Below are 13,054 nucleotides of genomic sequence, written 5' to 3' on the forward strand. Positions count from 1 at the left end.
TTGTTATACATAGTCTGTAGATAAAAAATCGACCAAATTTTACTCTTTGGTTATGAGTGATTCGGGCGCTATTGCTATAGGTTTCGCAATTAAGCGGCTTAGAAGCTCCAAGAAGCTATCTCAAGAGAGCTTGGCAGAAATGTCTGGTATTCACCGCACTTATATCAGTTCAATAGAGCGCGGAGAGCGAAACGTCGGGATAAACATGCTTCTATCTATTCTTGACGCATTGGAACAGAAACCCTCCAGCTTCTTTAGGGAGCTGGAAGACGAGGGGGTATTTTAATGGAATTGTGCCATAAAACTGTCAAGTCAAGAACCGCCTACTCCAAACATTTTCCTCACAAATGTCAGCTTCCTTTAGGTCATAGTGGCAAATGTCTCGAATTTCCTTTTTTAGTCAGCCTTTCAAAAACGCATCCTCGAATCGCAGCTAAGATTGTTCGAGATGCAACTATGACTACAGGGGCAGCTTGGAAGAGTTCACAGGCTGGGCCTAATAGAATGCCAAGGTATGTTGCAATACTTGACGATGATATTCTACTGGAGAAATTCAACCTTGATATGCAGTCCCTACCCGAGATTACTAGATTGAAAATTAGGGAAAAGGCCGCAGATTATGATTCATGTATAGATGTAGCCAGAAAGTTAACTTGGCTAGCCTATCAATTGCACGGTGCGCCAATACCCGATAGTTTCACAAAGAATTATTTAGAAGAATTCTTTGGGCCAATGGTGGCGGGGTCTACAAATTGTGAGATTTGCAAGCTCCCTCTAACCATTGACCTATTTTCCGAAAATAGGGTAGGTAAGGCTGCCGTGGAAACTGCCCACAAGACACCCAGATTACATAATGCCGAGAATGTAGGATTTGCCCATAGGTTTTGCAATGTGGCACAGGGGAATAAATCACTAGACGAATTTTATCTGTGGATGGAAGAGGTTTTGACTCGCGTAAAAATGCTATAGCTCTGCTTCATGTGCCAGTCCGCGTATAGATACCAGCAGTCTACTCCTCTCTTCCAAAATATGCTTAAATCCGGCTATCATTTTATCCCATTCGCTATTGCGTCGAGGTATTGCAATCTTTACCTGCTCTAACCTATTGCCTAGAGTACCAAGTGTTGATTGAACAAAAACCATATTCCGAACTTGATTCTGCACTTCGGCCAAATTTAACATATATAATAATTCATAGTTATTTATTAAACTGTTAAATTCTACTGATAATATTTTTATATGACTTTGTACTATGCACCTCGAATTCTCTTCGGTGACCAGAGCGGTTTTTCCAATTCTGTATCTCCCATCTACTGCCATTAATATGTCCCCGGCGGCGATATTCTGTTTTTTCGAATACATTTCATATATTTCTTCGCTGACAGAATTTGTGGGATCGGAAGAAAACTCCAAATTATTTATGTCGGAGGTTCTTATGAACGGAATATCACCCGTACCATAGTTTTCTGAGCCAACTTCGTGACCTTTTCTTATTTTCAAAACTCCCATTCTAATTAACTCACCAATGGTTATAACTTGACCTATGTTGTCCAATTTGCCTGCTTCATCATCATTGAAATAATATCTTGGGACTCTATATTCCTTTTTCAAACAGACAGATTTCCAGATCCTGTTTTCTATACCCTCATGAAATAGATTTGCTATATCCGCAAAATCATCTGGAACGGAGAGTCCTGAAGGGTAGTGAGTGCGGCCGCGCTTATCATGACCGCACCTTTTAGCTACAGCTACCTGCGTTTTTTCTTCCGGCATTTCTTTCGTTTTTTTGAAGAAAAGCACATTAGTTTTAATATCCGTGTATGGCTGGAAAGTTGTTCGCGGACAATCAATTAAGGCAAAAACTATACCTCTATTTTTCAGATATTCCCACACATATTCTGATGACTTCCCACCGAACACTCCCTCCGGTAATATAAGAGCCATCCTACCATTTTCCTTGAGAAGCTTCACGCACAACTCTATAAAAAGAATTTGTGGGTCTTGCGCACCAAGAATGTGTCTGCTTGGACATAGAGTACCATTTTCCACTTTCCATGAGTGACCGAGTTGGTAATCTTTTAGTATAGCCTTATTATCTACTTTAATTTTCGTACCAAACGGCGGATTTGCCACAACTATATCAAACTGTTCTTCGTATTGAGGATTGTCAATAATAAATTTTAATGAGTCTGAGTTTACCACCTTAGCAAATCCGTTGGTTGAAATTTCTAGCAACGCACTAGATAGCATGGCCATATCGGCGTCTTTATCAATACCTAAGATTTCATAGCGAGCAGTAGGATCTTTATATGTCAATTCCCAATATGCTTGACATGAAGAAAGAAATCCTCCCGTTCCACAGGCAGGATCAATAATTTTGTCTCCAGGCTTAGGGGATAAAATCTTTATTATCGCATCCGTTAAATTCTTAGGTGTGAAAAACTGCCCTTTATCTCCGCGAATAGTTGGCCCTATCAAAGCCTGAAAGGCATCTCCAACAATATGTCCAGGGGCACTATGAAGTTCAATATCGGATATCTCCGCAAATGCCGAAACAACCGAAGACAGATCAAGCGAAAAATATTTATCTTGATTTTCCAATATTTCAAATTCATCTCCACCCAACTTAAGCAGGTCTTCTTGATTATTGACTGGATCATCGATAAAGTTACTTAAAACCGTTTTTCCATTTCGCCTCTCCGCCGCCAATTTAAGCAAAAGTATTCGCGACAATTCGTAAATTAGTTTCTCGGCGCGACTAGAATTACTATTTGTGTAAAGTCTGTAGTAAAGGTTCTTAAATCTCCTTGGGTAATCGGCAACAACTTGTTCCACATTCGTCATACTTGCACACTATATATAACATGACACAAAGTGTCAACCCCTGTTCTCTACCCACGCCCAAGCCTCCGCTTTGGCTCCCTTCTGGGGGCGGCGGGGGCTTGGCGTGGGTGGGGGAGAGCAAATCTCTTTTCCGCCCGCCGCGTACCCAGGGACAGCCGACCCCACCGCGCCCGTAGTGCGGCCATGCAGCCATTTTTCATCCACCCCTGCCCTATGCTGGACCCTGATGAACAGACTTCTTTTCCCGGCCGCGCTGGGGCTGATGCTGACGGCCTGTACCCCTGCCATGACGGCCCCGGACCTGACTGGCTCGCCGCTGGTGACAGGCCAGGAGTGGACCATGCTCTCGCCGGCGGCGGGCGGCAACCTTCAACTTTCACGTCAGCTCACGGTAGGCGAGCGCGAACTCCAAACCGACGGTACCGTGCAGTACCGCACAGCACCCATCACCACCGTGACGGGCAAGACCGAAGACTTGTTCCGCTTCCTGCCGCTGGGTCAGGGTCGCTCGGTTATTGTGGCAGGCCGCAGTGAAACCACCTTCGACCTGCGCTTTTTCGACTTCTGCGTGGTGCGCAGTGATTCGGCCTCAGTCAATGAACTGTTGAGCGGCGTCTATGTGCAGACCGCCACCCTGGAAGGGCTGGCCCTGAACCGCGCCTACCAGTCGTATGTGAATACCGGCGTAGCAGCGGGGTTGCCCGCCTGCACCCTGACACGGGTGAAATGAGCCAGTGAAATAAGAGCAGATACCCCAGTTGACGCGGGTAGTTGCTCTTGGAGGGCATGGCTTACTGCGCGGGGGAGATGACTTCTACCGCCGTCAGGGTTTCCGTGACGCGGTAGGTGTGTTCCTTACCACGGGGAACCAGGTAGGAGTCACCCGCTTCTAATGAATAAGTTTTACCGTCTACCATCAGTTCTACGCGGCCACTGACCACGTATCCCAGGGTTTCATAATCGTTGGCATGCGGCTGCTTGTCCTGGGTATCTGCAGGTTCTTCGCGGTGCCATAGCCGCATGGCGCTCTGCTCTCCCTTGACCAGGTGGTGCTCGCCATTCTCGCCGTGGGTGGTCTCACCAGTACTGACTTTGTAATTGGTCATGCTTCAGTCTGAAAGGCCCAGTATGAGCCGGGGTGAAGCCGTCTTGGGAGAGCCTTGGAGTTCACACAAGAGCATTGGGCAAGCGTCAGTGGGCAGGCTCAGCCGCCGGCAACTGGCGGGTGGCCCAGTCTCCAATAGCGTCAATGACGGTCTGCAGCTCACGGCCAGCGGGTGTCAGGCTATAAACGCTGCGGCCCAGGCGCGTCGGCCCCTCTTCTAGCCGCTTGCTGACGATCCCCAGGCTTTCGAGCTGTTCCAGCCGCTGGGTCAAGGTGGCACTATTGCAGCCGCCAGCGGCGCGGGCCAGTTCGTTAAAGCCCATCTCACTTTGCAGCAGCACGCGAATGATGTGCAGCACCCACTTTTCCTGCAAGATGCCGATGGCGCGGTAGACCGGGCAGAACTCGGGTGGGTGTTCCGGCATGGGAGGAGGAGCAGCATTCATATTGAGCATTCTAGCGCACCGGGTCAATTACCTCAAAATTCAGATCGCTTGACGAACTAAAGCAGTGGGGATAATCTTGCCGGCATGACCAATGTTGCTCTTCCCGAAACCGACCAAGCTCAGGCCATCACCGACATCATTGAGAGCCGCCGCTCTATTCGCCGCTTTGAGTCGGGGCCGATTCCCGAAGCGGACCTGCGCGAGATGCTGCGCCTGGCTGGCTTGGCCCCTAGCGCCTGGAATGCCCAGACCTGGCGCTTTGTGGTAGTGCAGGACCCGGCCCTCAAAGAGCAGCTGCAGGCCGCTGCCTACGGCCAGCCACAGGTAACGAATGCCCCCGCTGTGATCGTGGTTTATTCCGACATGGAAGACACCCTCCAGACCGCCGAAGACACCGCCCACCCCGGCATGGGGGAAGCGGGCCGCAGCCAGCAGCGCCAGACCTTTGACGGTGCTTTTGGCGCGCAGGATGTCGCTCAGCGCGGTCAGTGGGGACTGGCTCAGGCCAATATCGCTTTTGGCTTCCTGATGCTGGCCGTCCGTGGCCTGGGCTACGACGGCGTGCCGATGCTGGGCTTTGACCCTGCCAAGGTCCGTGAACTGCTGGACCTGCCCGAGCACGTGCAGTTTGCCGGGATTTACCCGGTAGGCAAGCGCGCAGAAGAGGGTTTTTCCCACCACCGCCACAGCGTGGACCGCGTGACCACCTGGAAGTAAGGCAAAAGGGACAGTCAGAAAGGCAGAAGGGAATTTCTCCCTCTGCCTTTTTTTGTGGTTTTGCTGTTTAATGGCTCATCCGTTTCTGGCTGAGACTTTTTCTTGCCTCTCGGCCCTTGTCGAAGGGGATGCTTGTGCTGCGGAGCCGGCTTTGGTGCACAGCTGCCTAAGGAAGTAACATGGGGCGGAAGTCTGTCTATTTGGTTACATTCCGGCCCTGCTGTCACTCTTTCCCGCGCCTCCTCCGGGGGAATCAGGAGCGTCTCACATGACCACTTTCCGAATCAGCGGTTACACCAATATGGCTACGCAGCTGGAGCATTCCCCGGACCCTGACCCGCGTGATCTGGCCACCCACGACTTGCGGGCGCGTGAAATCCGGGCCGACCATAGCTTGCCCGGCAAACTCAGGCGGCGCTTTGGGGGCGCTGGACTGGCCGCACTGGGCAGCGAACGCTATGAGCTGGAACAGGCCGCGCTGCTGTATCAGGGTATGGCGGAGTGGCGCGAAACCGCGCCTGGAACCGGATCGGAGCAGCAGCGGTGGCGCGCTGAAGCCGCCGAGATGCGGCAACACGTCCAGCGGCTGACCGTGCGTGCAGCGTCTGCCCAGGGCGCAGGCCTCGGCCAGATCACGACCACCACGGACGTGTTAGGCGACTGACCCAGGCCCTGTCTGCGGTGTCCTAAGCTGTTTGGCTGATCCGTCCTTCTCCGGTGACGCGTATGCTGGGGCGTTATGGCAACTGCACGCCCACCCGCCCTGGTTTTCATCCTGATCGTCGCCCTGATCGACGTGATCGGTATCGGTCTCATCATTCCGGTGTTGCCAGGGCTGGTCAAGGAACTGGCCGGGTCCGATGCGGCGGGGGCGCGTATGATCGGCGTCCTGACGGCAGCTTATGCGGTCATGCAGTTCCTGATGGCGCCTATTCTGGGACGCCTGAGTGACCGTTTCGGGCGGCGGCCTGTGCTGCTGGTCGCCACCGCAGGCATGGCACTGGACTACTTGGTGCTGTACTTTGCCCCCAGCCTCTGGTGGCTGCTGCTGGGACGGATCATTGCCGGGGCGACCGGAGCCAGCATCACGGTGATCAACGCTTATATCGCAGACGTGTCCCCACCAGAGCAGCGGGCCGCCAACTTCGGCAAAATCGGAGCGATGTTCGGCCTGGGCTTTATTTTGGGTCCGGCGCTGGGTGGTCTGTTGGGTGAATACGGCCTGCGGACTCCATTCCTGTTCGCCGCTGTGATTTCCGGGATCAGCTGGCTATACGGCTATTTCATCCTGCCCGAGTCGCTATCGCCCGGAAAACGCAGTGCCACCTGGCAGTGGGCCGACCTGAACCCGCTGAAGCCGCTTGCAGCCCTGACCACTTACCCAGCTGTGCGGAACCTCACCTGGGTCTTTATCCTGATCGGCCTGGCCATGCAGGTCATCTTCAGCACCTGGGTGCTGTTTACCGAGGCGGTGCTGGGCTGGACACCAGGACAAAACGGCGTGGCTCTGGCGGTGTCGGGACTCCTGACTGCAGTGGTGCAGGGCGCAATGGTAGGCCGCTTTATTGCCGCTTATGGCGAGCGCCGCACCATCCTGTGAGGCCTGGGCTTCGCATTGGTAGAGTTCATCTTGCTGGCCTTCGCCACCACGGCGCCGCTGCTGTGGATCTCGTTGGTGATCGGCGCGCTGGGCGGTCTGGCGCAGCCAGCCATCCAGGGCTATATCTCCCGCCAGGTGTCGGACAGTGAACAGGGACGGGTGCAGGGTGCCATCTCCAGCCTGAACAGTTTGGTCGGGATCGTCGGCCCGCTGCTGGCGACCAGTGTCTTTGCGGCATTTACCGGGCAGATGGCCTGGCTGCACTTCCCCGGTGCGGCTTTCGCAATGGGGGCTGTGTTCATGGCCTCGGGTCTGGTGCTGGTCCTGCGGGCGCTACGTAAGAACGATGCTCTGGGTGGGGTGAAGTAAGCCGCAGCCAGAGCAGACTGCGCAAGGTGTCATTCGGCCTTCTGCCTGGTGGACTGGCAGGCGTACACTGCCCCCTATGGATTGGCTGCGTGACCCCCAACTACATCCCATTGCCGCCAAAGTCGAGGCGGGTGAGCGCCTGTCGTTCGAAGAAGGACTGTACCTTTACCAGACCCGTGACCTGAACGGGCTGATGCGGCTGGCCAACCTACAAAAAGAGCGCCTGCACGGTGACAAAGTGTATTTCGTCCATTCCATGCGGCTGGAATTTACCAACATCTGCTATGTGGGCTGCACCTTTTGCGCTTTTGCGGCCCGCAAGGGCGAGGAGCGGGCCTGGGACTACTCGCCCGCCGAAGTGGTGCAGGAGGTGGGTCGCCGCTACCTGCCCGGCATCACCGAGCTGCACATGAGCAGCGGGCATCACCCCAACCATCCCTGGGAGTACTATCCCGAAATGGTGCGTGGGCTGCGGGCCGCCTACCCCGAATTGCAGATCAAGGCCTTTACCGCCGCCGAGATCAAGCACCTTTCCAAGATCGCGCGGAAACCCACCCTGGACGTGCTGCGCGAGTTGCAGGCAGCGGGACTGGCGGCCATGCCGGGCGGCGGCGCGGAAATCTTTGCTGAGCGGGTGCGCCGCGCCGTCGCCAAAAATAAGGTCAAGTCGGACGAGTGGCTGAGTATTCACTCGGAGGCGCACAGCCTGGGGATGCGGACCAACGCGACCATGCTGTACGGCCACATCGAGACGCTGGAGGAACGCCTGGACCATATGGACCGCCTGCGGACCCTGCAGGACGACAGCCTCACCCGCTTTGGCGGCGGCTTTCACGCTTTTATCCCGCTGGCTTTCCAGCCTATGGGGAATACCCTGGCACAGAACCTCGGCAAGACTGAATACACCACTGGCCTGGATGACCTGCGCAACCTGGCGGTGGCCCGCATCTACCTCGATAACTTCCCGCACATCAAGGGCTACTGGGTGATGATCGGCTCTGAGCTGACCCAGGTGTCGCTGGACTGGGGCGTGTCGGACATTGACGGCACCATTCAGGAGGAACACATCGCCCATGCTGCTGGCGCCACCAGTCCGATGCGCCTGAGTGAAGAAGGCTTGATCCGCATGATTCAGCACGCGGACCGCCTGCCGGTGCTGCGCGACGCCTACTACAACGAGTTGCAGCAATTTCCTCTCCGGACCGAAGCGGCGGACTAGCGCCGAGCTGTGATGACCCGCAGACAACGCTGGTGGCTGGCCAGCGTGGGGGGCCTTCTCCTGGCCTCGCCGCTGCTGCTCCCTCTGGTGGTTGCGGCCTGGCTGATACTGATTCCACCGCCAGACGCGTCGGACTACGTTGTGGTTCACCTGGCTCCGCTGTGGCCGTTGGCGCTGTTGGGCCTGGCCTGCTTGCTGCTGGCGGGCTGGTCACACCGTCTCTGGTTAGACTGACGCCATGCCTGTGACCCGCCACCCTACCTGGCTGACCGTACTGGGGGTTCTCTCCATACTGGTCGGCCTGGCTCCGGTGTTGGGGTCCGTGCCTTTGCCGTACATCGCCTATCAGGTTTGGCCCTGGCTGTGCGCTCTGGGCTTGGGGCTACTGCTGTGGGGCGCTTTGAGTCTGCTGCTGCGCGGCTGGCGGCAGTGGCGCTCCGGACAGGGCGCATCAGGGCTGTTTCACTGGGCTGGGGTGGCCCTGCTGACCTTTCCGGTGGCGCTTCTGTCTGCAATCGCTCTGGCTTCTGGCAGGGGCGACTGGGGCCTGACCTACTACAGTTTGCCCCTCTCGCCCTAGTTCGACCTGGCCGTCTGGCTGGGAGTGGCCCTTACCTTGCTGTGGCTGGGGCGCAGCCGTCCGCACCTGGGCTAAGGTTGATTCATGCCATGCTGAACCGGCTGCTAACACTCTCGGCGTTATTCGCCAACGGGTTATTCTTCTCAAGAGAGTCAGGAGTGCCTTCACCAGCGGGCTACGCCATCTGGCCGATGTCCGCTAGGACCGGGCCCTGAGAAACTGTCCTCCATGACCCTCCACCCAGACGAAATCCCCACCGATACCGCGCTGGTCCGGCAGTTGCTGTCGGCGCAGTTTCCGCAGTGGGCAGAGTTGCCGCTCCGGCGGGTGCTGAGCAGTGGCACCGACAATGTCATGTACCGCCTGGGGGGTGACTTGGCGGTGCGTTTGCCCCGGACCGAGGACGCCTCAGGACAGATTCTCAAGGACTGGATCTGGCTGCCCCGCCTGGCCCCGCACTTGCCTTGTTCCATCTCGCAACCGTTGGAACTGGGCCAGCCGAGCAGAGAATATCCGCTGCCCTGGGGTATTTACCGCTGGCTGCCAGGCCAGACCCCGCAGCCTGGTCAGGATCTGCGCCGGGTGGCCGTGGATCTGGCCGACTTTATCCGCACCCTGCAGGCGATAGATACGGCGGGTGCGCCCCGCGCCGGTGACGAGAACTTTGGGCGCGGTGTGCCCTTGATCGAACGGGACGAGTACATGCGTGAGAGCATCGCTCAGCTGCCAGAAGATGTAGACAGGGCAGCCGTCACGTCCTTCTGGGAGGCCGCCCTCACTGCTCCGCCCTGGTCGGGCCCACCCGTCTGGATTCACGGCGATCTGCAAGCGGGCAACCCTCTGGTCGCCGATGGACGTTTGAGCGCCGTGATTGACTTTGGCACCCTGGCGGTGGGTGATCCGGCCTGTGAACTGGCGGTCGCCTGGGTGCTCTTAGACGCTCCAGCTCGCGCCGAATTTATGAATGCCCTGAAGTTCAGTGCCGCTGATTGGCAGCGGGCACGGGGCTGGGCGCTGTCCATTGCGGTGATTGCCCTGCCGTATTACCTGCACCGCAGTCCGGCTATCGCTGCTGCGTCCCGGCGTACTATTGCCGAAGTATTACGTCCGGATGGTCCCGGCTGAGAAGGCGCATAGTGGAGCTGTGACTGCCGTTTCTCCACTCCCGCCCTCTTACCGCGCAGGCTGGATTCACTACACCAACGTCGCCCCGATCCTTGATCCGCTGGTGCTGCCGCCCAGCGTGACGGCGATCACGGGCGTACCGACCCGGATGAACGGCGCACTGCTGCGCGGCGAGGTAGACATCGCCAACATCAGCGTGGCTGAATTTATCCGTCATGCCGACCGCTTGGCGGCCTTGCCCGATTTCAGCGTCAGCGTGCTGGGGCAGGTGTATTCGGTCAACCTGTTTCATACCCGGCCTCTGCCGCAGCTGCGGCGCATCGCCCTGACCTCCCAAAGCGCGGCCAGCGTCGCGCTGCTGGAAGTGCTGCTGCGTGAACGCGGCCTCTCGCCCGAACTGACCCGCGCCGAGGGCGAGGCGCAGGCGTTGCTGGCTCAGGGCTTTGACGGGGTGCTCCGCATCGGGGACAGCGCCCTGCGTGAGTGGTATGGAGTGGCTGGGCCGCTCACGCCTGAAGTCAGCATGACCCGCTTGCCACATCAGCGCGGTGGGATCTGTGTCACCGATCTGTCCGAGGAATGGTATCGCTTGACCGGGCATCCGTTCGTGTTTGCTGTGTGGGCGTTCCAGAAGGACGCCCCGCCTCCGCCGGAGTTGCTGCAGGCCATGCGGGACGCCCGCCGTCAGGGCATCGGGCAGCTAGGCGACATCTCACAGCGGCATGCCCACAAGCTGAGCTTGCCTGAACGGGTGGTGCAGCACTACCTCTGGAATTTCCGCTATCACTTAGAAGGCCCAGATCAGCGCGGTCTGAATGAATTTGCCGCTCGGATGCTGCCCGGGCACGCTCCGCTGGAGTTTTTGCCCTGGTAAGTTAGACGTACGTCCCCATGTGGTAAGCCAAAAGACAGATCCGAATCGTACCGATTGTGTGCTGAAGATGTACTAGGGCTTGGCTATGTATTAAGCTCTGAGCGATATGAACGACATTTTGTGGGGTATTGGGGGCATCTTGGGCCTGCTGGCACTGGCCTGGGCCTTTTCTGCCAATCGCAGCGCCATCAATTGGCGTACGGTGCTGGGCGCGCTGGCCATTCAGTTGCTGTTCGCATTTATGGTGCTGTTCTGGGAGCCGGGCCGCAGCGTATTGCAAGCAGTGTCTGGGGGAGTACAGAGCGTCATCAACAACGCCTACGAAGGCATCAATTTCCTGTTTGGCAATCTGACCAACGGTGCCGCTATGGACAGTGTGGGCTTTATCTTTGCCTTCAACGTCTTGCCGATCATCATTTTCTTCAGCTCGCTGATTGCCGTGCTGTATTACTTGGGCGTCATGCAGTGGATTATCCGCTTGCTGGGTGGGGCGCTGACCAAGCTGCTGGGCACCAGTGAAGCCGAGAGCATGTCGGCCACCGCCAACATCTTTGTGGGACAGACGGAAGCACCATTGGTCGTCAAACCTTTCCTGGCTGGAATGACCCGCTCGGAGCTGTTTGCGGTGATGGTGGGCGGTCTGGCCAGCGTGGCAGGGAGTACGCTGGCTGGTTACGCTGGTCTGGGTGTACGTTTGGACTACCTGATCGCCGCTTCCTTCATGGCCGCCCCTGCCGGTCTGCTGATGGCCAAGATGTTGTTTCCTGAAACCGAGCGTATCCAGGACTACTCTGGCATTACTGGCCGCCCCCGCGCCACGGCAACTGTAGCTACTCCTCAGGGACCAGTCACGCTAGAGCAGTCTGCGCCTGCTACGGCCCGTGAACCTGAGGGGATGGGCGCAGACGCTACCCACACCACGTCCAACGTGGATATGGACGGCGGCGACACCAACGTCATTGACGCTGCAGCCCGCGGCGCTTCCGAGGGGATGGCACTGGCGCTCAATGTAGGAGCCATGCTCCTGGCCTTCATCGGCCTGATTGCCCTAATCAACTTGATCCTGGGTGGAATTGGTGGTCTGTTCGGCTACGAGTGCCTGACGGTTCAGTTGATCCTAGGCTGGCTCTTCGCTCCCCTTGCCACACTAATCGGTGTGCCTTGGTCTGAGGCTGTTCAAGCAGGCAGTTTCCTGGGGCAGAAACTGGTGACCAACGAGTTCGTCGCCTTTATTGACTTCGCCAATGCCCTTAAAGAAGGCAGTATCTCGCCCAAGGTCGAGGCGATTGTGACCTTCGCGCTGTGCGGCTTTGCCAACTTCAGCTCACTGGGTATTTTGCTTGGCGGTCTAGGCGGCATGGCTCCCAGTCGCCGCCCTGATATCGCACAGTTGGGTATGCGCGCCATTGCTGCAGGCGTCCTGGCCAACCTGATGAGCGGAACCATTGCGGGAATGCTGGTGGCTCTACAAGGGGCTGGTGCCTGAGCTGTCCGTAGACCTTCATTTCTTGAACCGCCGATAGGATCGGCGGTTTTTTGTTGTCCTGGTAAATGATTTTGGTGCTTTCCGGCGTTTGGTTAGATTGGTTCAACGGGAAGGGGTTGACAGGTGAGTGCAGGGCTTGTATAGTTTCTGAGCCTCAGTTGAGGCGAGCAGCATGACAACAGAAGAGAAATGCGAGAACAAGAGCATATAATCCTGTTTTTAAACACCGAGTCGTACCTGTAGGTATAGATGAAGTTTTGAAATCTTGATGGGTCAAGATATTAAGAGCCCACGGTGGATGCCTTGGCACTGGAGCCGATGAAGGACGCGATTACCTGCGAAAAGCCTGGATGAGCCGGAGATAGGCGTTGATCCCAGGATGTCCGAATGGGGAAACCCACCCGTAAGGGTACCCACGTTTGTGGGAGGGAACTCAGGGAACTGAAACATCTCAGTACCTGAAGGAGAAGAAAGAGACATCGATTCCGTTAGTAGCGGCGAGCGAACCCGGATGAGCCCAAACCGGAACGTTTACGTTCCGGGGTTGTAGGACCAGTTTTTAAGATTCAGATCGCTTACCTGAAGCCGCTGGAAAACAGCACCACAGAAGGTGATAGTCCTGTAGGGGAAAAGCAATCTGACTGTACTGGCACCTGAGTAGGTCGTTGTTCGTGAAACGATGACTGAAT

General features: G+C 56.5%; 16 protein-coding genes and 1 rRNA gene (1 of these 17 running past the window's edge). 14 read left to right on the forward strand and 3 right to left on the reverse strand.

Annotated features, from left to right (window positions below):
- Positions 1-52: 52 nt before the first annotated feature.
- Both LMT64_RS10085 and LMT64_RS10090 read left to right on the forward strand, forming a co-directional pair.
- Positions 53-286, forward strand: a complete 234-nt coding sequence (locus LMT64_RS10085) for a helix-turn-helix domain-containing protein (protein WP_126352552.1) — start codon at positions 53-55, stop codon at positions 284-286.
- Positions 286-969: a hypothetical protein gene (locus LMT64_RS10090; RefSeq protein ID WP_324295858.1), complete on the forward strand. Its 684-nt coding sequence runs from the start codon at positions 286-288 to the stop codon at positions 967-969. The genes LMT64_RS10085 and LMT64_RS10090 overlap by 1 nt, the downstream gene beginning before the upstream one ends.
- Here LMT64_RS10090 and LMT64_RS10095 read toward each other — a convergent pair.
- Entirely contained in the window at positions 964-2,844 is a 1,881-nt protein-coding gene (locus LMT64_RS10095) for an N-6 DNA methylase (protein WP_126352549.1), read from the reverse strand. The two genes, LMT64_RS10090 and LMT64_RS10095, sit on opposite strands and share 6 nt — an antisense overlap.
- 226 nt (positions 2,845-3,070) lie before the next feature.
- On the opposite strand from LMT64_RS10095, the gene LMT64_RS10100 reads away from it, so the two are divergent.
- Positions 3,071-3,574 carry a hypothetical protein gene (locus LMT64_RS10100; RefSeq protein WP_126352548.1) on the forward strand — a complete coding sequence of 168 codons (504 nt, stop codon included), beginning with the start codon at positions 3,071-3,073 and terminating at the stop codon, positions 3,572-3,574.
- A 61-nt stretch (positions 3,575-3,635) separates the two neighbouring features.
- Here LMT64_RS10100 and LMT64_RS10105 read toward each other — a convergent pair whose 3' ends face one another.
- Both LMT64_RS10105 and LMT64_RS10110 read right to left on the reverse strand, forming a co-directional pair.
- A complete protein-coding gene (locus LMT64_RS10105) occupies positions 3,636-3,950 on the reverse strand; it encodes a cupin domain-containing protein (RefSeq protein ID WP_126352547.1) in 315 nt (104 codons plus the stop codon).
- An 85-nt stretch (positions 3,951-4,035) separates the two neighbouring features.
- A complete protein-coding gene (locus tag LMT64_RS10110) occupies positions 4,036-4,395 on the reverse strand; it encodes a winged helix-turn-helix transcriptional regulator (RefSeq protein WP_229253207.1) in 360 nt (119 codons plus the stop codon).
- A gap of 84 nt (positions 4,396-4,479) precedes the next feature.
- Here LMT64_RS10110 and LMT64_RS10115 point away from each other — a divergent pair, with 84 nt between their 5' ends.
- The 11 genes from LMT64_RS10115 to LMT64_RS10160 all read left to right on the forward strand — a co-directional run.
- Positions 4,480-5,112, forward strand: coding sequence for a nitroreductase family protein (locus LMT64_RS10115; RefSeq protein ID WP_126352546.1), 633 nt, complete (start codon positions 4,480-4,482; stop codon positions 5,110-5,112).
- A 268-nt stretch (positions 5,113-5,380) separates the two neighbouring features.
- The gene (locus LMT64_RS10120; RefSeq protein WP_126352545.1) at positions 5,381-5,776 is read left to right on the forward strand and encodes a hypothetical protein; all 396 of its coding nucleotides are present in this window, start codon (positions 5,381-5,383) and stop codon (positions 5,774-5,776) included.
- A 75-nt stretch (positions 5,777-5,851) separates the two neighbouring features.
- The gene (locus LMT64_RS10125; RefSeq protein WP_324295859.1) at positions 5,852-6,712 is read left to right on the forward strand and encodes an MFS transporter; all 861 of its coding nucleotides are present in this window, start codon (positions 5,852-5,854) and stop codon (positions 6,710-6,712) included.
- 15 nt (positions 6,713-6,727) lie between these two features.
- A complete protein-coding gene (locus LMT64_RS14240) occupies positions 6,728-7,081 on the forward strand; it encodes an MFS transporter (protein WP_324295860.1) in 354 nt (117 codons plus the stop codon).
- 76 nt (positions 7,082-7,157) lie between these two features.
- Positions 7,158-8,300, forward strand: coding sequence for an aminofutalosine synthase MqnE (mqnE, locus tag LMT64_RS10130; RefSeq protein WP_126352543.1), 1,143 nt, complete (start codon positions 7,158-7,160; stop codon positions 8,298-8,300).
- Between the two features lie 12 nt (positions 8,301-8,312).
- Positions 8,313-8,534: a hypothetical protein gene (locus LMT64_RS10135; protein ID WP_126352542.1), complete on the forward strand. Its 222-nt coding sequence runs from the start codon at positions 8,313-8,315 to the stop codon at positions 8,532-8,534.
- Between the two features lie 4 nt (positions 8,535-8,538).
- Positions 8,539-8,880 (forward strand): hypothetical protein, encoded by a 342-nt coding sequence (locus LMT64_RS10140; RefSeq protein ID WP_126352541.1) that lies wholly within the window; start codon positions 8,539-8,541, stop codon positions 8,878-8,880.
- Positions 8,881-9,108: 228 nt separating this feature from the next.
- The gene (locus tag LMT64_RS10145) at positions 9,109-10,005 is read left to right on the forward strand and encodes an aminoglycoside phosphotransferase family protein (protein WP_126352540.1); all 897 of its coding nucleotides are present in this window, start codon (positions 9,109-9,111) and stop codon (positions 10,003-10,005) included.
- A gap of 19 nt (positions 10,006-10,024) precedes the next feature.
- Complete coding sequence (locus LMT64_RS10150) at positions 10,025-10,879, forward strand: menaquinone biosynthetic enzyme MqnA/MqnD family protein (protein WP_229253208.1); 855 nt, start codon at positions 10,025-10,027, stop codon at positions 10,877-10,879.
- Positions 10,880-10,985: 106 nt separating this feature from the next.
- Positions 10,986-12,365 carry a NupC/NupG family nucleoside CNT transporter gene (locus LMT64_RS10155; RefSeq protein WP_229253209.1) on the forward strand — a complete coding sequence of 460 codons (1,380 nt, stop codon included), beginning with the start codon at positions 10,986-10,988 and terminating at the stop codon, positions 12,363-12,365.
- 271 nt (positions 12,366-12,636) lie between these two features.
- Positions 12,637-13,054: ribosomal RNA gene (locus LMT64_RS10160) — 23S ribosomal RNA — on the forward strand; it runs 2,455 nt beyond the window's last position.

The organism is Deinococcus radiophilus, from assembly GCF_020889625.1.
GTDB lineage: Bacteria > Deinococcota > Deinococci > Deinococcales > Deinococcaceae > Deinococcus > Deinococcus radiophilus.